Source organism: Halorubrum sp. Ea8 (assembly GCF_002252925.1).
Lineage (GTDB): Archaea > Halobacteriota > Halobacteria > Halobacteriales > Haloferacaceae > Halorubrum.
The window spans coordinates 1-20,032 of sequence record NZ_NHPF01000017.1 but is presented as its reverse complement, the minus strand read 5'-3'; the positions used below and the strand labels follow the sequence as shown (position 1 = coordinate 20,032).

At 68.4% G+C, this 20,032-nt stretch carries 15 protein-coding genes and 1 pseudogene; 8 read left to right on the top strand and 8 right to left on the bottom strand.

What is annotated here, in order from left to right; genetic code table 11:
• Positions 1 to 64 precede the first annotated feature (64 nt).
• A complete protein-coding gene (locus tag DJ74_RS00835; RefSeq protein WP_254921676.1) occupies positions 65 to 379 on the top strand; it encodes a cupin domain-containing protein in 315 nt (104 codons plus the stop codon).
• Positions 380 to 1,112: 733 nt separating this feature from the next.
• On the opposite strand, the gene DJ74_RS00825 is transcribed toward DJ74_RS00835, so the two are convergent.
• Positions 1,113 to 1,472 carry a hypothetical protein gene (locus tag DJ74_RS00825; protein ID WP_198948055.1) on the bottom strand — a complete coding sequence of 120 codons (360 nt, stop codon included), beginning with the start codon at positions 1,470 to 1,472 and terminating at the stop codon, positions 1,113 to 1,115.
• Between the two features lie 179 nt (positions 1,473 to 1,651).
• Here DJ74_RS00825 and DJ74_RS00820 point away from each other — a divergent pair, with 179 nt between their 5' ends.
• On the top strand, positions 1,652 to 3,028 hold the full coding sequence (locus tag DJ74_RS00820; RefSeq protein ID WP_094526003.1) for an aspartate aminotransferase family protein: 1,377 nt from the start codon (positions 1,652 to 1,654) through the stop codon (positions 3,026 to 3,028).
• Between the two features lie 82 nt (positions 3,029 to 3,110).
• On the opposite strand, the gene DJ74_RS00815 is transcribed toward DJ74_RS00820, so the two are convergent.
• Positions 3,111 to 4,778, bottom strand: a complete 1,668-nt coding sequence (locus DJ74_RS00815; RefSeq protein WP_094526002.1) for an aldehyde ferredoxin oxidoreductase family protein — start codon at positions 4,776 to 4,778, stop codon at positions 3,111 to 3,113.
• A 226-nt stretch (positions 4,779 to 5,004) separates the two neighbouring features.
• On the opposite strand from DJ74_RS00815, the gene DJ74_RS00810 reads away from it, so the two are divergent.
• Positions 5,005 to 6,186, top strand: coding sequence for a M24 family metallopeptidase (locus DJ74_RS00810; protein WP_094526001.1), 1,182 nt, complete (start codon positions 5,005 to 5,007; stop codon positions 6,184 to 6,186).
• A 112-nt stretch (positions 6,187 to 6,298) separates the two neighbouring features.
• Positions 6,299 to 7,585 (top strand): glutamate dehydrogenase GdhB, encoded by a 1,287-nt coding sequence (gene gdhB, locus DJ74_RS00805; protein ID WP_094526000.1) that lies wholly within the window; start codon positions 6,299 to 6,301, stop codon positions 7,583 to 7,585.
• A 63-nt stretch (positions 7,586 to 7,648) separates the two neighbouring features.
• Here the strand turns inward: gdhB and DJ74_RS00800 are convergent, their stop codons facing one another.
• The gene (locus DJ74_RS00800) at positions 7,649 to 8,635 is read right to left on the bottom strand and encodes a D-2-hydroxyacid dehydrogenase (RefSeq protein ID WP_094525999.1); all 987 of its coding nucleotides are present in this window, start codon (positions 8,633 to 8,635) and stop codon (positions 7,649 to 7,651) included.
• Positions 8,636 to 8,770: 135 nt separating this feature from the next.
• On the opposite strand from DJ74_RS00800, the gene DJ74_RS00795 reads away from it, so the two are divergent.
• The 3 genes and pseudogenes from DJ74_RS00795 to DJ74_RS00785 all read left to right on the top strand — a co-directional run bounded on the left by DJ74_RS00795 (position 8,771) and on the right by DJ74_RS00785 (position 11,941).
• Positions 8,771 to 10,093 carry an amidohydrolase gene (locus DJ74_RS00795; protein ID WP_094525998.1) on the top strand — a complete coding sequence of 441 codons (1,323 nt, stop codon included), beginning with the start codon at positions 8,771 to 8,773 and terminating at the stop codon, positions 10,091 to 10,093.
• Positions 10,090 to 11,424: pseudogene (locus DJ74_RS00790) on the top strand (threonine/serine dehydratase). Before DJ74_RS00795 ends, DJ74_RS00790 begins: the two are co-directional and overlap by 4 nt.
• Before the next feature lie 130 nt (positions 11,425 to 11,554).
• A complete protein-coding gene (locus DJ74_RS00785) occupies positions 11,555 to 11,941 on the top strand; it encodes a thiol-disulfide oxidoreductase DCC family protein (RefSeq protein WP_094525997.1) in 387 nt (128 codons plus the stop codon).
• Between the two features lie 166 nt (positions 11,942 to 12,107).
• Here DJ74_RS00785 and DJ74_RS00780 read toward each other — a convergent pair whose 3' ends face one another.
• From DJ74_RS00780 to DJ74_RS00760, 5 genes are all read right to left on the bottom strand, one after another.
• Positions 12,108 to 13,469, bottom strand: coding sequence for an aminotransferase class III-fold pyridoxal phosphate-dependent enzyme (locus tag DJ74_RS00780; protein WP_094525996.1), 1,362 nt, complete (start codon positions 13,467 to 13,469; stop codon positions 12,108 to 12,110).
• Between the two features lie 67 nt (positions 13,470 to 13,536).
• A complete protein-coding gene (locus DJ74_RS00775; RefSeq protein ID WP_094524941.1) occupies positions 13,537 to 15,174 on the bottom strand; it encodes a BCCT family transporter in 1,638 nt (545 codons plus the stop codon).
• Between the two features lie 459 nt (positions 15,175 to 15,633).
• Entirely contained in the window at positions 15,634 to 16,281 is a 648-nt protein-coding gene (locus DJ74_RS00770; RefSeq protein ID WP_094524942.1) for a hypothetical protein, read from the bottom strand.
• Positions 16,282 to 16,374: 93 nt separating this feature from the next.
• Positions 16,375 to 17,655 (bottom strand): amidohydrolase, encoded by a 1,281-nt coding sequence (locus DJ74_RS00765; RefSeq protein ID WP_094525995.1) that lies wholly within the window; start codon positions 17,653 to 17,655, stop codon positions 16,375 to 16,377.
• A gap of 172 nt (positions 17,656 to 17,827) precedes the next feature.
• Positions 17,828 to 18,811, bottom strand: a complete 984-nt coding sequence (locus DJ74_RS00760) for an ornithine cyclodeaminase family protein (protein ID WP_094525994.1) — start codon at positions 18,809 to 18,811, stop codon at positions 17,828 to 17,830.
• 141 nt (positions 18,812 to 18,952) lie between these two features.
• On the opposite strand from DJ74_RS00760, the gene DJ74_RS00755 reads away from it, so the two are divergent.
• Positions 18,953 to 20,032: FAD-binding oxidoreductase (locus DJ74_RS00755; protein WP_094525993.1), on the top strand; the 1,080-nt coding region annotated here is incomplete at its 3' end.

Below are 20,032 nucleotides of genomic sequence, written 5' to 3'. Positions count from 1 at the left end.
TGCTTAAGTTAACACGACCACGTATATGCACTAAAACGATAGAAAAGGTGTGAATCAAATTAACGTGGCTGACGTAGCGGACCAGTTGGCTGAGGACGGAGAAATGGAAACCGAACTGATGCGTGAGGTCTCGTTCAGTCTCCAAGTGATGCGGTTCGAGCCGGGTGACGAGGATCCGATGCATGCTCACGCTGAAGAGGAAATTTACCTCGTTAACACGGGCGAAGCGACACTCGTGACCGAAGACGAGTCCGTTGAGGTCGCCTCGGGTGATGTTATCCATCTCGGGTCCGGGACAGATCACCAATTTACCGACTTCGACGACGAGTTCACCGTCACGGTGATATACGCGCCCGCAGAGGGCTCTCAAGCGGTATAATGATTGATTGACCTCGCAGCAGGATAGTCACTAACTCCGCCCCTGCCTAACGCTTCCGCCCTGAGCCGTCCCGGACGGCCAGTTCGACTCATCTAACGAACCAACTCCGGTTGCTGACTACAGCCTCTAAATGTTGCACGAGTGTTTTACCAGTCGGTGGATCGTTCGTCGTTCTCCGCGTTACTTCGGTGGGCTATATTTCGTATCAAGACTTTCGTGAACGCGGCATCACGATTGAATGACGGATGACACCACGAGTGCAACTCAACGAGTGGGATACACTGGTTGACGAACTACGTCGATTCGGTCGTGCGGGTGATGTAACGGCTACTGATGATCGGATTCACATCGACATCGGCTCTGCACGTGTCGAATTGTCGCGCGATGGGACGCTCCAGGCTGGGATGCCATTGCACGATTTCACGTACGATGACACCGTTGCGGTTGTCATAGATCACGACGCCGGCACTCTCACAGTTGACACAGATACGGTAAGCTACACATTCAGGCGGCCAAGTGGGTGATGACTACATCCTCTGTATCTCGCACGTCGTTTCTGACACGATGTGGGGGAAAGACTCTGCATTAGTGGTGCGTCTCCTGCCCAAACCGGAATCGACTCAGACCCGATCAACTGCTACGTGTCGTAGGAGCCGTTGCACTGAGAATTCTTCGGGATTCCGGGATACCGAAACGTCCCGCTCGGAGCGTGAGACGCGGGGGCCGCGAACACTCACTCCTCGCTGAGGCCGGCGACCACCACGTACAGGCCGAACGTCGCCATCACCGTTCCCGCCAGCTGCGTGCCTGCGGTCGGGAGGAAGCCGACGTCGGGGTACAGCAGCGGGGCCAGCATGAACCAGCCGCCGAACGCCGTCGTCAGGACCGCGGGCGGGAGGCTCGGCTCCCCCGTCGCCCGGAGCAGCTGGAGGTTCCGCGCCGCGAACACCAGTCCGAGGAGCCCGCTCGAACCGATGCTCCCCGTGAACGCACGGGAGCTATCGACCGCGAGCGGGAGCACCGCGACGCCGGCACACGTGACAGCGCAGATGGCCGTCGACGCCAAGAGGAACCGCGACGGTCGGTGTTGCACACGATTGCGTTGGGTTCGCGTTCAATAATTCTTCCGTCGCGACCACAGTCGGCGGGGTCGGTCTCGGGATATCACCGCCGCAGAGTGGGCGAAGATCGGAACGAAAACAGATTCCGTGTACACCGTCATTGATTGCTGGTTTCACCACTCATATGTGGGCGTGTCGTATCCGTTGGCACATGGCGGGACCGCCGATCCACGAGTTACACTTCGCGGAGGAACCGAGCGTCGACCGAGTCCCCGGCCCGAACTCGCGGCGCCTGCTCGACAGACAGGACACCATCGACAGCAGCGCGGTCGCGTACCCGAACGACATCCCCCTCGCGTTCGAGGAGGGGAAGGGCGCGACCCTCAAGGACGCGGACGGGAACGTGTTCCTCGACTTCTTCGCCGGCATCGGCGTCTACAACGTCGGCCACGCGAACCCGTACGTCAACGAGGGCGTCCACGAGCAGATCGACAAGCTCACCCACACCGTCGACTTCCCGACCGAGCCCCGCCTCGATCTCATCGACAAGCTCGACGAGATCGCGCCCGGGAGTCTCGCCGGCAACAGCCGGTTCGTCTTCGGCGGTCCCACCGGTAGCGACGCCGTCGAGGCGTCGATCAAGCTCGCGAAGTACAACACGGGCGGCAACGGGCTGCTCGCGTTCCGGAACTCCTACCACGGGGCGACGGCCGGCGCGATGAGCATCACGTCGAACAAGAAGTTCAAGAAGCCGTACGCGCCGCTGTTGCCCGACGTGGTCCACGCGCCGTTCCCGTACCCCTTCCGCGAGGGGCGGAGCCCCGAGGAGTCGGTCGACCGCGCGCTCGAAGAGGTCAGGGCGATCGTCGAGGAGCCGTACGGGGGCCTCACGGACCCGGCCGGCATCTTCGTCGAGCCGATACAGGGCGAGGGCGGCGTCGTCGCCCCGCCGGACGGGTTCCTCTCGGGACTCCGCGCGATCGCCGACGAGAACGACCTCCCGCTGATGTTCGACGAGATCCAGGTCGGGATGGGACGCACCGGCGAGTGGTGGGCGTCCGAACACTACGACGTGACGCCTGACGTGATGACGACCGCGAAGGCGCTCGGCGGGAACGGCCAGCCGCTGTCCGGGACGATGTACCACGAGGACCTGGACACGTGGGGACCGGGCGATCACGCGGGCACCTACCGAGGCCACGTCCCCGCGATGGTCGGCGGTCTGCGCGCGATCGAGTACATCGAGTCGCACGACCTGCTCGACCACGCGACGGAGGTCGGCGCGTGGATCCGCGACCGCCTCCGCGACGCCGGCGACGGCGACCCGGGGCTCGGCCAAGTCCGCGGCAAGGGGCTGTTCGTCGGCGCCGAGTTCGTCGACGCGAACGGCGACCCGGACGACGACCGCGTCGAGGCGATCCAGGAGTACTGCTACGAGCACGGCGTGCTCGTCTGGACGGCGGGCCAGTACGGCAACGTCGTCAGGCTGCTGCCGCCGCTGGTCCTGACCCAGCGGCAGGCGGAGGTCGGCACCGAGGTCATCGCCGACGCGATCGAAGCGACCGCGGAGCTGGCGATCGCGGAGTAGTCGGGCTCCGGCAACGTATCGCGTCCCGGTTCCGGTGGAATCGCGCGCGCTCAGAAACGTCGCCCGCGGCCGGGAAGCGACCTCACGCGGGCAGCGCCGAATCGGGCACCGTCCCGTCCTCGTCCCACCCGCGGTGTTCGTAGTACGATTCGATGGCGTCGTCGAGCCCGGGGAGCTCCTCCTCGTACGGGAGCCGGTCGTCGTCGACGTCGAGCCCTCGCTGATTGTTGAAGTGGCGCTCTAAGGTGACGGTCCGAGCGCCCGCGGCGAGCAGCTCCTCGAAGTCGGCGTCGAAGAGGAGCTCGTAGCGCTCCGGCGTCATGAAGTCCCGGGAGAACTTGCAGACGACGCCGCTGTCGTTGAGCGCCATCAGGTTCTCGCGCTCGACGAGCCGCTCCGCCTTCCCCTCGAACCCCGCGGGCTCCATCGCCTCGCCCTCCTCGACGAGGGGGTACTCCACGGAGTAGAACGTCGCGTACATGTGGTCGGCCCCGCGGTTCGCGACCGCGTACGAGAGCGCCTGCCCGTGGAGGAGCCGCCCCTCGTGGGCCGCGAAGTCCATGTTCTTCACCGACCAGTTGCCGACGCCGAGGTCGTCGTGGATCCGGCCGATCCCCTCCGCGAGCCGGTCGCCGACCCCGTCGCGGTGGGCGATCTGCTCGACGAGGTCCCAGATGAGCTCGCGGTTGCCGAACTCGTCCTCGGCGGCGAGGTACGCGGCGATCGTGTTGCCCGCGGAGATGGCGTCGAGCCCGTACTCGTCGCAGAGTCGGTTCGACTCCATCACGTCGACGATGTCGTCGACGCCGGAGTTCGAGCCGAACGCCATCGCCACCTCGAACTCGGGCCCCTCCGTCTCGACGCCGCGGGCCTCGTCGCGGGTCGGGAGCTTGCAGGCGAACGCGCACGCCGAACACGTCCCCTTCTTGTACTTCTTGTCGGCGACGGCGGCGCCGTTGATCCCCTCGACGCCCTCGAAGGAGCGCTCGGAGAAGTAGTACGACGGCAGCCCGTCCATCTCGTTGGCGAGGTCCATCACGGCCACCGTCCCCTGCTCTTTCATGATGTGGTCCTCGGTGGCGGCCTCGCGGTGGACGTCGTTGGCGGTCGCGTCGATCGAGAGCTCGGGCGCCGATTCGCCGCCGAACGTGACGGCCTTGACGTTCTTCGAGCCGAGGACCGCGCCCAACCCGCCGCGGCCGAACGCGCGCTCCTCGGTCGTCATGATCGACGCGAACCGGACCTCGTTCTCGCCCGCGGGCCCGACGGCCGCCGTCCGGTCGCTGGAGATGTCGTGTTCGTCGTCGAGGTAGTCGGCCGTCTCCGAGATGGTCGCCCCGGCGAGCTCCGGCACGGTTTCGAACTCGACGCCGTCGTCGCGCACGTGGACGACGACGAGCTCGTCGCTCGCGCCCGCCAGCTCGATCGCCCCGTACCCCGTCGCCGCGAGGTGACGCGACACGAAGCCGCCGGCGTTCGACGACAGCAGCCCGTCCGTCAGCGGCGAGAGGGCGGTGCAGTTCGTCCGCCCCGTGAAGCTCATCTGGGAGGCCTGCATCGGCCCGGTGGTGAACACGGCGCGGTTCTCGTCGCCCAGCGGATCCGCGTCGAACGGGATCCGCTCGTGCGCGAGCCGCGTCGCCACGCCCCGTCCGCCGATGTATCGCTCCTGAACCCCCGTGATGTCCGTCTCGGACGTCGTCCGCTCGCCGACGTCGATCGACAGCAGCGGCCCGGTACTGTGTAGCATGTGCGACTATCAGTAGACGCGGTACAAAAAACCGACCCAACCCGCCCGAATTGAGGGTTTCACGCCCTCTCGACCGCGCTCACGAGACAGCTCGCGCGGCGTCTCAGCGACGCTTCGGGGCGAATTCGCGGGATTCGCGGGAGATGCGTACACAGTATCTGTTTTTAATGTACACGATAAATTTATACTCCTGCTGTCTGATCTCCTTCGTAGACGTCCTGTTATCATGCCACGGGAACACATCTTCGACGAGGCGGAGTACGAGCGGCGGGTGGCTCGGACGAAAGAGCGGTTGCGCGAGCGCGACCTCGACGCGATCGTCGTCAGCGACCCGGCGAACATGAACTACCTGACCGGCTACGACGGCTGGTCGTTTTACGTCCATCAGGCGGTCGTGGTGACGCCCGACCGCGACGAGCCGATCTGGATCGGTCGGGACATGGACGGCGACGGCGCGCGGGCGACGACGCACCTCGCCGAGGAGAGCGTCCGCGCGTACAGCGACGACCACGTGCAGTCGCCCCAAGACCTCCACCCGATGGACTACGTCGCCGGCGTCCTCGAGGAGCTGGACGTCGCGGACGGCCGTATCGGCTTAGAGATGGACGCCGCTTACTTCACCGCGAAGTCGTACACCCGACTGCAGGGGAACCTCCCGGACGCCGAGTTCGCGGACGCGACGCTGCTCGTCGGCTGGATCCGGGTCAAGAAGTCCGACCAAGAGCTGGAGTACATGCGGCAGGCCGCGCGGATCTCCGAGAACGCGATGCGGGCCGGCCTCGACGCCGTCGGCGAAGGCGTCCCGGAGTACGAGGTCGCCTCCGCCGTCTACCAGCAGCTGATCGACGGGACCGACGAGTACGGCGGCGACTACCCCGCGATCGTCCCGTTGATGCCGTCGGGCGACCACACGGGGACGCCCCACCTCACGTGGACGGACCGGCGGTACGAGGCGGGCGACCCGGTGATCATCGAGCTCTCCGGCTGTCGGCACCGCTACCACTCGCCGCTGGCGCGGACGACGTTCGTCGGCGAGCCGCCGGCCGAACTGCAAGAGACCGCCGATATCGTCGTCGAGGGGATCGAGGCGGCGCTCGACGCGGTCGAGCCCGGCGTCACGTGCGAGAGCGTCGAGCAGGCGTGGCGCACGACGATCGAGCGGTACGGGCTCGAGAAGGAGGACCGCATCGGCTACTCGATGGGGCTCGGCTACCCGCCGGACTGGGGTGAGCACACCGCGAGCATCCGCCCGGGCGACGACACCGTCCTCGAGGAGAACATGACGTTCCACATGATCCCCGGCATCTGGACCGACGAGATCGGCATGGAGATCAGCGAGACGTTCCGCGTCACGTCCACCGGTGCGGAGACGCTGGCCGATTTCCCCCGAGAGCTGTTCACCGCCTGACCGAGATCGAGCGAACGAGGCCGACCACGTCGCACCGACCGTCCCGCGCTGACCACGCCGCATCAACTGTCCCGCGCCGACCACACGAGCCACGCTACGGCCGACACCACTTATGAGCACGACACCCACCGTCGACGACGAAGAAGCAGAGACAGAGTCCGAATCGACCCTCGCGACCGCCCGGAAGCAGCTCCAGCGCGCCGCGACCAACGTCGAGGTCGATCCGGCGATCATCGAACGCCTCAAACACCCGACGCGGGTCCAGCAGGTCTCCGTGCCGCTCGAACGAGAGGAGGGCGGCGTCGACGTCTTCACCGGCTACCGCGCCCAGCACGACGACGTCCGCGGCCCGTACAAGGGCGGGCTCCGGTATCACCCGGAGGTCACCGCCGACGAGTGCACCGGCCTCTCGATGTGGATGACCTGGAAGTGCGCCGTGATGGACCTCCCCTTCGGCGGCGGGAAGGGCGGGATCGCGGTCGATCCCAAATCGCTGACCGACGACGAGCGCGAGCGGCTCACCCGGCGGTTCGCGGAGGAACTGCGCGACGTCGTCGGGCCGACGAAGGACGTTCCCGCGCCCGACATGGGGACCGACGCCCAGACGATGGCGTGGTTCATGGACGCCTACTCGATGCAGCAGGGCGAGACGATCCCGGGCGTCGTCACCGGGAAGCCCCCCGTCATCGGGGGGTCGTACGGCCGCGAGGCGGCGCCCGGCCGGTCGACGGCCATCATCACGCGCGAGGCCGTCGACTACTACGACCGCGAGCTCGCCGACGCGACCGTCGCGGTGCAGGGGTTCGGCTCCGTCGGCGCCAACGCGGCCCGCCTCCTCGACGACTGGGGCGCGACCGTCGTCGCCGTCAGCGACGTGAACGGGGCGATCTACGATCCGGACGGCCTCGACACGCGCGCGGTCCCAACCCACGAGGAGGAGCCCGAAGCGGTGCTCACCCACGAGGCGCCGGAGACGCTGTCGAACGAGGCGGTCCTCGAACTCGACGTGGACGTGCTGATCCCCGCGGCCGTCGGCAACGTGATCACCGCGGGCAACGCCGACGCCGTCGACGCCGACATCGTCGTCGAGGGGGCGAACGGGCCGACGACGTTCGCCGCCGACGCGATCCTCGCCGAGCGCGACGTGGCGGTGATCCCGGACATCCTCGCGAACGCCGGCGGCGTCACGGTGTCGTACTTCGAGTGGCTCCAGGACATCAACCGGCGGACGTGGTCGCTGGAGCGCGTCAACGAGGAGTTAGAAGAACAGATGCTGTCCGCGTGGCGCGACGTGCGCGACGAGGTCGACGCGCGCGACCTGACGTGGCGCGACGCCGCCTACGTGGTCGCGCTGTCCCGGGTCGCCGAGGCGAAGGGTGCGCGCGGGCTCTGGCCCTGACGGGTCGCGGGCGCTGAGGCGCCGCGCCCGGCGCCTGTCACCGCGCGATACGGATCCGCCCGATCAGTCGTCCGCGTCCGGCGTGACGACCGCGTTCTCCAACTCGCCGCCCTCCTCGAGCGTCGCGACGTTGGTCGCGACGATGTCGGCCAACCGGTCCCAGTGCTTTGGCGTGTGGCCGCCCGTGTGCGGAGTGATGAGGCAGTTCTCTAAGTCCCAGAGGACGTGGTCCGACGGGAGCGGCTCGGGGTCGGTGACGTCGAGGGCGGCGCCGCGGATGCCCTCGGTCTGCAGCGCGGACACCAAGGCGTCGGTGTCGACGAGGCCGCCGCGGGCCGCGTTGACGACGACCGCCTCGGGCGGGAGCGTCGCCAGCTCCGCCTCCCCGACCATCCCGCGGGTCAGGTCGTTGAGCGGACACGCGAGCACGACGTAGTCGCTCCGCGCGAACGCCGCGTGGATGTCCTCGTCGTCGAACCCGAGCACCTCGTCGGTGGGGCCGCCCTTCTCCGGCGTGTAGCGGATCCCGATCGTCTCCACCTCGAACCCGGCGAGCCGCTGGACGACCGCCTGTCCGATCGAGCCGAGCCCCACGACGGTGACCGTGCTGTCGGTGAACTCGCGCGACTGGAAGTGGCGCCACTCGCCGTTCGTCTTCCGGCGGAACCCCTCGTGGAGGTCGCGCGCGAAGACGAGCATGTTGGCGATCGACTGCTCGGCGATTCCGGGGGCGTGGATACCCCCCGCGTTCGTCACGCAAACCCCGTGATCGCGGAGCGCGTCGGTCGGGACGTGGTCGGTGCCGGCGAAGGTGCACGCGAACAGCTCAAGTCGGTCGGCGCGCTCGAGGAGGTCGGCGTCGAGCGTGATGCCGGTCGCGACGCGGGCCCGCGGCACGAGGTCGCGCTCCTCGGCGGGCGTCCGCGCGAGCGCGACCGTGCGGTCCGGGAGCCGCTCGCGGAGCGCGTCCGCGTACGACGCCATCGACAGTCCTTCCGTTCCCTCCCGCAGCACGACGACGTCCGGATCGGCGGTCTGGTGTGAACTCATGAGCGGTGGGCGCGTCGGAACGACGCGTTGGCGGATCAACGCGAGGGGGTTTCTTAGCTTTTTGTGTATCCTACGTACACGACAATTGTGTACGATCAACTACTCTTAAGACGGTCGAGTGAGAGAGCCACTCGCATGAACGAACCGATCCGCGATCGGCTCGCCAGCGTCCGCCGACGATTCCACCGCCACCCGGAGCCGGCGTGGCGCGAGTTCCTCACGACGGCGACGCTCGCCGAGGAGATCCGGGCGATCGGCGTCGACGAGCTCGCGATCGGCCCGGACGCGTACGACCCGGCCGACCGCATGGCCGTCCCCGAGGCGGACCTGGGCCCGTGGGTCGAGCGCGCCCGCGGACGCGGCGCGGACCCGGCGCTACTCGACCGCATGACCGGCGGAAACACCGGCGCCGTCGCCGTGCTCGACCGCGGCGACGGGCCCGTAATCGGGCTCCGCGTCGACATCGACGGGCTGTTCATCGAGGAGTCGACCGACCCCGACCACGACCCCGTCGACGAGGGGTTCCGCTCCGAGATCGACGGCACGATGCACGCCTGCGGCCACGACGTCCACATGACGTGGGGGCTCGCGGTCCTCGAAGCCATCGCCGAGAGCGACTTCGCCGGGCGGCTGGTCGTCTTCTTCCAGCCGGCCGAGGAGACCGGGGGCGGCGGTCACCCGATGGCGGAGAGCCGGTTCGCGGACGACCTCGACTACCTGCTCGCGGTCCACGTCGGCCTCGATCACCCGACCGGCGAGGTGGTCGCCGGGATCGAGAAGCCGCTGGCGATGGCGCACTTAGACGCGACGATCGAGGGCACGTCGGCGCACGCGGGGAAGGCGCCGAACGAGGGCGACAACGCGATGCAGGCGATGGGGACGGCGATCGTGAACGCGTACGGGATCGCCCGCCACGCCGACGGGATGACGCGCGTGAACGTCGGGAAGGCGGAGGCCGGCACCGCGAGCAACGTCATCGCCGAGCGCGCTCGGATGGAGGCCGAGGCGCGCGGCGAGACGACCGCGCTGATGGAGTACATGAAACACCGCTTCGAGACCACCGTGCGCGCCGCCGCGGCGATGCACGGCTGTCGCGGGACCGTCGACGTGGTGAGCGAGTCGCCGCGCGCGGACAGCGACCCGGAGCTGCAGGCGCTGGTGACGGACGTGGCCGGGGGGGTCGACGGGATCGACACCGTGCTCCCGGCGGCGGACTTCGGCGCGAGCGAGGACGCGACGTTCCTGATGGAGCGCGTTCAGGAGGCGGACGGGCTCGCCTCGTACCTCATCGTCGGCACGGACCACCCGACGAGCCACCACACCCCGACGTTCGACGTCGACGAGCGGAGCATCGGTCACGGCGTGGACGTGCTCGTCGGCGCGATCCGCGACCTCGAACGGCGACACCCGGTTCCGCGCGCCGAGACGCCCGGAGACGCGCGTCCGACCACCGAATGACCGAGGGCGATCCCGACGACCGCGACTCCATCGGCCGCGACTCCGCCGACAGCGACCCGGACGCCGGGGAGCCGGGCGCGTCGGCGACCGTCACGCGCGGTGACGTCGAGGACGCACGCGACCGACTCGCCGGCGTCGCGCATCGGACGCCGCTCGACACCTCGCGCACCTTCGCCGAGATGAGCGGGGCGGATTCGCTGGGGCTCAAGCTCGAACAGCTCCAGCGGACCGGCTCGTTCAAGATCCGCGGGGCGTACAACGCCATGGCGCGGCTGTCCCCGGCCGAGCGGGAGGCCGGCGTGATCGCCGCTAGCGCCGGCAACCACGCGCAGGGCGTGGCGCTCGCGGGCGATCTCCTCGGGATCGACGCGACGATCGTCGTCCCCGAGGTGACCCCGGCGGCGAAGATCGCGGCGACCCGAGGGTACGGAGCGACCGTGCTCGTCGAGGGCGACATCTACGAGCGATCGTACGAGCACGCCGTGGAGCGCGCCGAGGAGACCGGCGAGACGTTCGTCCACCCCTTCGACGATCCGGCCGTCATCGCGGGTCAGGGGACGGTCGGGCTCGAGCTGCTGGCGCAGTATCCCGAGATGGACGCCGTCGTCGTCTCCATCGGCGGCGGCGGGCTCATCTCGGGGATCGGGACGGCCGTGGCGGCCGCGGACCGGGACGTCCGGGTCGTCGGCGTCCAGCCGGAGGGGGCGGCGCACGCCGAGTCGTCGCTGTAGGCCGGCGAGGTCCGCGCGCTCGACGGCGTCGACACCGTCGCCGAGGGGATCGCCGACACGCGGCTGTCGGAGACCACCCTCGCGGTCGCGAGCGGGGTCGTCGACGAGGTGGTGACCGTCTCCGACCGCGAGATCGCCGCGTCCGTGGCGCTCCTCGCCGAGCGGGAGAAGGCGGTCGCCGAGGGCGCCGGCGCCGCGCCGCTCGCCGCCGCGATATCGGACCGGCTGGACCTGTCAGACTCGAATCCGGCGGTCGTCGTGTCCGGCGGGAACGCGAACCTCACCGACCACGCCGAGCTCGCGCGGACCGGACTCTTCGAACTCGGGCGGTACGCCGAGGCGCGGCTCGCGCTCGCGGCGTGGCCGGCGCGAGTCGGCGAGGTCGTCGAGGCGGTGTCCGCGGAGGGCGCCGAGCTCGACGCCCTCGAACGGACGCGCCGCACGGCGGTCGACCGCCCGAACCGCACCCCCGTGACGATCGGGGTCGAGGGCCGCGACGCCGCCCACCTCGACGCGGTGCTGACGGCGCTCTCGGCGCTCGACGGCGTCTCGGTCGTCGAGCGATCGGTCGTCGAGCGATCGGTCGTCGACGGGAGCTGAGAGGGTGGCGACGGAGACTGGCGGATTCCACCCGAACGGAAAGGTGTCCCGACGGTCGTGCGAGAGACAGAGCGCGTATCGGTCACCTGCTTGGGAGAAGATAAAATAGCGAGCGCTCGAAACCACCAGTATGGCCGTACCACGCCTCGTTTATGACGATGAATGCGGTTTCTGTATGTATATGACTCGGTGGTTATTGCGGTTTGGGACGTTCGATCCTGTCGGGTTCAGCGAACTCACACCGGATCAGAAGGCCCGGCTCCCAGACGAATACGATACCTGCATGCACCTGTTGACCGATGAATCAGTGTATTCCTGTGGTCAAGCTCTCGAGCAGTGCGTTAGCCGCTGTGGGGTCGTCGGTCGATCTATCGTGCGCGCAGTGGGTCTGCTTCCGTATTCGGGATCGATCCGAGAACGCGGCTACCGATTCGTCGCTGATCGCCGATCAGTTTGGGGACGTTTTCGGTCCTGCGAGCACGTCGAGGGGAGTCTTTCTGGTTCCCAATCCAAATAAAAACTGTTCTGCCGCATACGCGCTCTGTCTCTCGCAGGACATTCCTGGCGGAAGGGCGAGAGGTGTACGCCGGATCTGGTCCGTGATACCCGTTACTGACCGAAACGAACCGAATTATTTCTCCAACTGAAGCGTTCACCAACCACCGAACCGCTGGTTCAGCGCCTCAGTTCGCCGCGACGCTCGCGCTGACGGCGTCGATCGCGTCGAGGAAGAGCCCCGTGCCGAGCGCGATCTCGCGTTCGGTCGCGTCGAGCGGGGGAAGGAGTCGGACCGTCTTCTTCCCGCAGCCGAGCGTCAGGAGCCCGCGGTCGAGCGAGGCCTCGACGACCGCCGAGCGCCGCTCCGCCGTGTCGAACTCCACCGCCAGCATCAACCCCTTGCCGCGGACGTCGACGACGGTGTCTGGCGCGTCGTCGCGGAGGAGCTCCCTCGCCTGCCGCCCCCTCCGGGTCGCGTTGTCGAGCAGGTCGTGTTCCTCGATCGCCTCCAGCGTGAACGCCCCCATCATCGAGCCGAGGAGGTCGCCGCCGCCGAACGTCGAGCCGAGGCGGTTCTTCTCCGACGGGAACACCTCCGACCGGGAGATCGTCGCGCCGACGCGCAGCGCCTTCGCGGCCGCGATCACGTCCGGCTCGATGGCGTAGTGGTCCGCCGCCCAGATCTCCCCCGTGCGGCCCATCCCCGACTGGATCTCGTCGACGACGAGCGGGATGTCGTACTCGTCGGTGACGGCCGCGACCTCGTCCATGAACGCCTCGCTGGGGAAGCGGTAGCCGCCGACGCCCTGGATCGGTTCGAGCGTCAGGAAGGCGATCTCCGCGGGGTCGACGTGCCCGCCCTCGGGCGCGAGCATGTTCCGGAGCCGCGAGCCGCCGCCGGCAAAGAAGCCGCAGTCGCAGGTCGCGGCGTCGCAACCGCGGTCAGCGCAGAACGGCACCGTCTCGATGCCGCTGATCTCCGGGTAGTGCCGGGTGTACACGTCCTTCGACTTCGTCAGCGAGAGCGTTCCGAGGGTGCGGCCGTGGAAGCTCCCGTCGAAGGCGACGCCGTACTTCGCCGGCGACCGGTGGTCGTGCGTGATCTTCATCGCGTTTTCCATCGCCTCGGCGCCGGAGTTCGAGAGGAAGACGGTGTCCATCCCGTACTGGCTGGAGACGTCGGTCAGCCGGTCCATGAGGTGGCTCGACCCCGGGAAGTCGGCCTCCTCCGGGCTCGGTCCGGAGCCGAAGTACATGTCCTGGCCGGCGATCTTCATCGGCTCGACGAGGTCGAACTCGCGGAGCTTCGAGAGCACCTTCTCGTTGTTGTAGCCGAGCGGGGCCGCGCCGATGTGACAGGTGAAGTCTAAGAGGACGTTGCCGTCGACGTCGGTGACGAAGGGCCCGTCGGCCTCGCGGGTCACGTCCCAGACGAACTCGTGGGAGTACTCGCTGGGCGCGGAGTGCGACTGGTGGAACTCGACCCAACGCTTCGCGTTCGGGCCGGGGAGCGCGTCCGCGGCGGGTTCAGCCGTATCCCTATCCATACACAGATTATGTATACGCCGTACATTAAAACTTGGTATAAACGAGGGTAAAACGGAACGCGAGCCGTCAGTCGTCGTCGGATCCGGCGGACTCGAACGAGGCCGACCGGGAGTCGCTCTCCTTGGACCCCCCGTACAGCACGGTCTCGTCCTGCAGTAACACCCGACCGTAGTTCGAACTGAACTCTCTGATGAGCGAGAGCATCGCGAGGAAGCAGACGAAGGCGAACGGCGCGCCGGTGATGATGACCGCGTCCTGCAGCGCCCCCGCTCCGCCCGCGCCGCCGATGATCATGAGGATGGCCGCGGTCATCCCGAGCACGACGCCCCAGAAGACCCGGTTGATCGTCGAGGGCCGCGCCTTCCCGCCGGTCGTCATCATCGAGACGGCGAGCGTCGAGGAGTCGGCCGAGGTGATGAAGAACGTCGTCACGAGGATCATGAACGCGATCATGAACACCGTTCCGAAGGGGAAGGCGCTGAAGAGGATGAAGCCCGAGATCTCCGGGGTGAAGTTGTTGATCACGGGAGCGAAGTCGGCAACGCCGGTGTGGTGGTACTGCAGCGCGGTGCCGCCGACGAACGTGAACCACGGGATGGTCGCCGCCGATGTCGCCACGATACCGGTGAACGCGACCTCGCGGACGGTCCGACCCTTGGAGATGCGGGCGATGAACAGGCCCGCGAACGGGGACCAGGAGAGCGCCCAGGCCCAGTAGAACACCGTCCACGCGTTGACCCATCCGGTGCCGCCCTCGGTTCCGACGCCGGCGAAGAGGCTCATCGAGGTGAAGTCGGCGATCATGCCGCCCACCGCCTGCGACCCCAGCGTGAGCAGGAACAGGGTCGGGCCGAGGATGAACGTCGCGAGCATGAGCGCGACGAAGAGGATCATGTTGAAGTTCGACAGCCGCCGGATACCCCTGTCGACTCCGAGCACCATCGAGATCGTGAACAACAGCGTCATCGTGGTCACCACGAGGAGGATACCGACGTTCCCCAAGTCGATCCCCCACTGGTAGTTGAGGCCGGCGATGAACTGGCTTCCGATGAACCCGAGCGACGTCGCCACGCCGCCGATCGTCGCGAAGACCGCGAGGATGTCGATGACCTTCGCGGCCGGGCCGTCGAGGTTGTCAGCGCCGAGGACGGGCGTCAGCGCCGACGAGACGCGCAGCGGCACGTTCTCGTAATTGTACGCGAAGTAGGCGATCGCGAGCCCCATGATCGTGAAGACCGCCAGCTGGGGCAGTGCCCAGTGGAACAGCGTCTGCTGGATCGCGATCGGAACCGCTTCCGCCGTCCCGCCTTCGATGCCGAACAGCGGCGACGGGCTGTCGTAGTAGAACAGCGCCTCGGTCGGTCCCCAGAACACGACGCCGGCCGCGAACCCTGCCGAGTACAGCATCGCGAAGAACGAAAGGAAGCTGTACTCCGGATCCGTGTCTCCCATCTTGATCTTCCCCCACGGACCCACGATCAGGAACAGCAGGAAGACGACGATCAGGAACACGATCACCAGCAGCGCCCAGTTGAGATAGGCGAGAACCTGCGACTGGACGGTCGCGATTCCGCTGGAGACGAACTCTTGATCGATGAAGAACGCCGCGATCACGCCGACCGTCAACAGCGCGCCGAACGCGAAGACGACGGGGTCGATCTCGTCGAGGAACTCCTCGACCATCCCCCGGTCCGCACCGCTCATACGGGGCCACCCCGACGACCGTGACCACTAGTTGGCCCGCGATCCCTCCGCCGGTCGAGTACCATGCCACGTGCTGGCATGGGATGTCGATCGAAGGTATACACAATAAGTGTTTCTCAATGTCCGAAAGTATAACCGTATTATGTAATCCGTATATGTGTTCAACGTATTCTGAAATGAACGGTTGACTCACCGCTATTGGCATATCTATCTGAAATAATTGAACGTTTGAATAGAAAAAGCGCCTCTACCCGAAACACCGGCTGGAATCACGTCGGAATCTGGACGGGGGCATCCCGATCTCCGACGGCCCGGCACGCGGGCGATCCCGGGGCGGGCAGCGAGGTGTCATCGATATCCGTTACCGGCGGAAATCAGTCGGTACGCGGCAGCGGATCATCGGTCGGGTAGCGTGCCGAGGTGGAGAAGGCGGCGGGAGCGAGCGAGTCGCCGACCCGTTCAGTTCGTCAGCTCTTCGAGCGTGCGCTCGTGAGAGGTCGCGCTCTCCGTCAGCTTCTCGGCGAACTCGTCGACGCGGTCTTTGATCTCCTCGCCGGCCTCCTCCGGCGAGAACGATTCCGACATGGTCAGCAGGCGGACGAACGCGCGAAGCTCCTCGTCGGTGAGCTCCGCGAACTCGTCGTTCTCGAGCTTTTCGACCACCTCGTCGACGTCGATCTGGCCGACCGGCTCGACGTTGAACTCCACGTTGACCATGCGGTAGTTCGACCCGGCGAGCCGCTGTTCCGCCTTCCCGACGCCCTCGGAGAGCATGTCCTTGAACGGGGTGTGGTATCCCATCGTGCCGAGATGGAGGAACGCGAGCATGTCGGTGATCCCCTGCGTGTACGCCTCGCGGTCCTCGCCGTCAGGGTCGAACACCGTCTTTCGGTCCCGCTCTTCCAGACACTCGAAGAGGATGCTGAAATCGAGGATCGCGTTCCGGACGCGGCGGCGGATTCGGTTCCGCTTCTGTTTCCGCGAGTGGTCCGTGTAGTCCGTCTTCCGTCCGAGCAGAAAGTCACGGTCGGAGGGCGTGAGGATACCGCGAGGCCGGTCCGACTCGGCCGCCGCCTCCAGCGACTCCGGCACGTCGTTCTGGCTCATGGCGTAAATACCGAGGGCCAGCGGATTAACGGTACTGGTCGTGCCAACGGGTCCCGCCCGTCGACCGATCCGACGCCTCCCGCCGGCGCCCCGTTACGGGCGCCGCCGGGAGAGCTCGACGAACGCGTCCGACAGCAGGTCGACGCCGATCGCGAGGCTCGCCTCGTCGACGTCGAACGTCGGCGTGTGGTGGCTCGTCGGGTGGTCCGTGCCGATGAGCAAGTACGAGGCGAGCCCGTCCGCCTCCTGGACCTGCCGCATCAGGTACGTGGCGTCCTCGCTCACCCCGAACTCCTCGGACGGGATCACGCGCTCGACGCCGTCGACGTCCCACGCGACGTTGCCGACGACCTCCCGGAGCGCCGGGTGGCTGTCGACGCACGGCGACTCGCTGATCACGCGCGGGGCGACGTCGCAGTCGTGGAGCTCGGCAGCGGCGTAGAGGATCCGCTCGAGCTCGGTGCGCGCGTACGTCATCAGCGCGGTCGTCTCGCCGCGGACCTCCGCCTCGATGGTCACTTCCTCGGCGATGACGTTGCTCGCGGAGCCGCCCTCGATCTTGCCGACGTTCACCCGCGTCGCCCCGTCGCGATGGCGCGGGATCCCGTACGCGTTCTGGATCGCGGTCGCGGCGGCCTGCATGGCGTTCGCCCCCTCGTTCGGCGCCTTTCCCGCGTGGGCGCTCGCCCCCTCGAAGGTGGCCGTCAGGTGCGCCATCGCCAAGGGGCTCTCCACGCCGGCGACGATCTCGCCGGTCGGGTGGCCGAGCCCGACGTGGAGCGCGAACAGGTAGTCGACATCGTCGAGGTGGCCGCTCTCGGCCATCGCCTTCCCGCCGCCGGAGATCTCCTCCGCCGGCTGGAAGAACATCTTGAGGGTCCCCTCGAACGCGCTCTCTCTGATCGCCTCGATCGTGCCGAGCGCGATCGCGAGGTGCGCGTCGTGACCGCAGGCGTGCATGTAGCCGTCGTGTTCGGACCGGAACCCCTCCGCCGTCGGCCGGTGGTCGGGGTCCTCGGACTCGTGGATCGAGATCGCGTCGAGGTCGACGCGCAGGCCGATACACGGCCCCTCGCCCTGCGAGAGCGTCGCGACGACGCCCGTGTGGCCGCCCGCGGTGCGCTCGAGGAGGTCGTCGCTGACCCCGGCCCGACGGGCGCGGTCGAGCCACGGGCGGATCTCGTCGTCGTCGGGGACGGCCATCCGTGAGTCGGTCGCGAGGGCGTCGCGGCCGACGGCGACCTCGTCGACGCCGATCCGTTCGAGCTCCTCGACGACGCGCGCGGTCGTCCGGAACTCTCGCCACCCCGGCTCCGGGTGACGGTGGAACGCCCGCCGGAGGTCGCTCAGTCTGGCTCGCGCGTCGTGGGACATCTGTTCGGAGCGAAAGCGGTCAGGCTACTTAAGAATAGTCGATACCTCATCTCTCCGGTCGCCGTCGACGACGTCCGCCGCGAGGGTCGGTCCGCGTCGCCCGCGGCCGACATCGCCCGCGGTTTCGGCCGAGCCGTCGGTCGTCCGCGTCGGCGAGCCGGCGTCGACCGGGCTACAGTTCGACCTCGGTACCGTCGCCCGCCTCGACCGCCCGCCGGTAGACCGCCTCGCCCGCCGCGGCGTCCAGCGTCGCGGACCCGACGCTCACGACCGCCAGCACGCCCTCGGGCGACTCCCTGACGTACCCGTCCGCGAGGGGGACGCCGAGTTCGACCAGGTCGTCGGCGTCGAGGTCGCTCGCGAGGAGGTCGCCGGTCTCGGCGGCCTCGTCGGGCACGTCCGCGAACACCCGCTCGGCGCGGTCGAGCACGCGGGGATCGAGCTCCTGTGTCTCCGCCGTGAACGCGCCGACCGCGACGACGAGGGCCCCCGCGTCGAGCGCGTCGGGCGGGAAGACGGGCTCGGTCGCGGTCGTCGCGGTCACGACCACGTCGGCGCCCGCGACCGCCTCGCCGGGCGTGTCGACCGCGCGCGCCGGGACCCCCTCGTCGCGCAGGTCCGCCGCACACGCCTCTCGCGAGTCGCTCGGCGAGTGGACCCGCACGTCCGACAGCGCCGCGATCGTCGCGATGGCCCGCGTCTGCCAGCGCGCCTGTGCGCCGGCTCCCACGACGCCGAGAGTGAGCCCCTCGCCGTCCGGCTCCGGAGCCAACGCCCGGACCGAGACCGCCCCGATACAGCCGGTTCGGGCGTTCGTGATCGCCGTCCCCGCGATGAACGCCTTCGGGAGACCCGTTCGGGCCTCCGTGAGCACGATCTGCGCGTTGATCGTCGGGAGCCCGCGCTCCGCGTTCCCCTCGTGGACGCCGACGAGCTTCGTCGCGTAGTGGTCCGCCCCGTGGACGTACGCCGGCATCGCGATGCCGGTTCCGAGGGGGTCATCGCCGTCGAGCCCCGCGCCGACCGGGAAATGCGGCCGATGCGGCCGTTCGACCTCGCCGGCGGCCTGCTTGACTAACGCGTCGTCCACCACGTCGACGAGCGACGCCAGGTCGAGGCGGCGGTCGACCGCCTCCGCGGAGAGTGCGAGCACCATGCCCGGATCGTCGCACCACGGCGACTTAGCCCGTTCGTCGGGGGATCCGTTCGGGCCGGCTCGCTCTCCGAGCGACGGCGAGGTCGCGAGGGGAGCCGACCGGCGTCGGAGGTTTATGATCTCGGGGCGCGATCGGGGGGTATGGACACGCTTGTCGTCGGCGGGGGCGTCGTCGGGCTCTCGGCCGCGTACGCGTTGGCCGACCGCGGCGCGGACGTGACCCTCGTCGAGAAGGGGTCGCTCGGGAACGCCAGCACCGCCCGCTCGGCCGGGGGGATCCGGTCGCAGTTCTCTTCGCGCGTGAACGTCGAGCTCTCGCTCGCCAGCAAGGAGGTGTGGGACGCCTTCGAGGAGCGGTTCGGCGTCGACATCGGGCTGCGGAAGACCGGCTACCTGCTCCTGGCTCGGACGGAGGCGGTCGCGGAGCGGTTCCGCGCGAACGTCGACATGCAGTGCTCGCTCGGCGCGGAGAGCGAACTGCTCACGCCGGCGGCGGCGACCGAACGCTGTCCGGGCCTCGACCCGGAGCCGTTCGTCGCGGCCGCGTACAACCCCGACGACGGGTTCGCCGACCCGAACCTCGCCGTCCAGGGATACGCCGCGGCCGCCCGCGAACTGGGCGTCGACGTCCGGACGAAGACCGCCGTCACGGGCCTCCACCGCGAGGGCGACCGCGTCGTCGGCGCGGACGTCCGCGCGGCCGGCGCGACGGACACCGAGCGCCGCGAGGTCGACCGCGTCGTCAACGCCGCGGGCGCGTGGGCCGCGACGGTCGGCGCGATGGCCGGCGTCGACCTCCCGATATCGCCCCGGCGCCGACAGATCGCCGTGGTCGACCCCGCGCCGCCGGTCCCCGAGTCGGTCCCGCTGACGATCGACCTCGAGACGGGCTCGTACTTCCGCCCCGAGCGGGACGGGGCGGCGCTCGTCGGGGGCCACTTCGACGAGGCGGACCCCGCGCGAGACCCCGACGCCTACGACGAGGGGATGGACGTCGAGTGGGCGGCGCGCGCGGTCGAGCACGCCGCCGACTACGCCGAGTACTTCGGCCCCGACACGCGGATCAAGCGCGGCTGGGCCGGGCTGTACGCGGTCACGCCCGATCACCACCCGATCGTCGAGGAGACGCTCCCCGGCCTCGTGACCGTCGCCGGGTTCTCCGGCCACGGCTTCCAACACGCGCCCGCCGCGGGCCGGATCGCCGCCGACCTCGCCGTCGAC

What these genes read in the sequence shown, in the direction of transcription:
- DJ74_RS00785 (WP_094525997.1), top strand. Translation starts at nt 11,555, where the DNA reads ATGGCCGTACCACGCCTCGTTTATGACGATGAATGCGGTTTCTGTATG.
- DJ74_RS00765 (WP_094525995.1), bottom strand. Translation starts at nt 17,655, where the DNA reads ATGTCCCACGACGCGCGAGCCAGACTGAGCGACCTCCGGCGGGCGTTC.
- DJ74_RS00800 (WP_094525999.1), bottom strand. Translation starts at nt 8,635, where the DNA reads ATGAGTTCACACCAGACCGCCGATCCGGACGTCGTCGTGCTGCGGGAG.
- DJ74_RS00780 (WP_094525996.1), bottom strand. Translation starts at nt 13,469, where the DNA reads ATGGATAGGGATACGGCTGAACCCGCCGCGGACGCGCTCCCCGGCCCG.
- gdhB (WP_094526000.1), top strand. Translation starts at nt 6,299, where the DNA reads ATGAGCACGACACCCACCGTCGACGACGAAGAAGCAGAGACAGAGTCC.
- DJ74_RS00775 (WP_094524941.1), bottom strand. Translation starts at nt 15,174, where the DNA reads ATGAGCGGTGCGGACCGGGGGATGGTCGAGGAGTTCCTCGACGAGATC.
- DJ74_RS00815 (WP_094526002.1), bottom strand. Translation starts at nt 4,778, where the DNA reads ATGCTACACAGTACCGGGCCGCTGCTGTCGATCGACGTCGGCGAGCGG.
- DJ74_RS00760 (WP_094525994.1), bottom strand. Translation starts at nt 18,811, where the DNA reads ATGGTGCTCGCACTCTCCGCGGAGGCGGTCGACCGCCGCCTCGACCTG.
- DJ74_RS00795 (WP_094525998.1), top strand. Translation starts at nt 8,771, where the DNA reads ATGAACGAACCGATCCGCGATCGGCTCGCCAGCGTCCGCCGACGATTC.
- DJ74_RS00820 (WP_094526003.1), top strand. Translation starts at nt 1,652, where the DNA reads ATGGCGGGACCGCCGATCCACGAGTTACACTTCGCGGAGGAACCGAGC.
- DJ74_RS00810 (WP_094526001.1), top strand. Translation starts at nt 5,005, where the DNA reads ATGCCACGGGAACACATCTTCGACGAGGCGGAGTACGAGCGGCGGGTG.
- DJ74_RS00770 (WP_094524942.1), bottom strand. Translation starts at nt 16,281, where the DNA reads ATGAGCCAGAACGACGTGCCGGAGTCGCTGGAGGCGGCGGCCGAGTCG.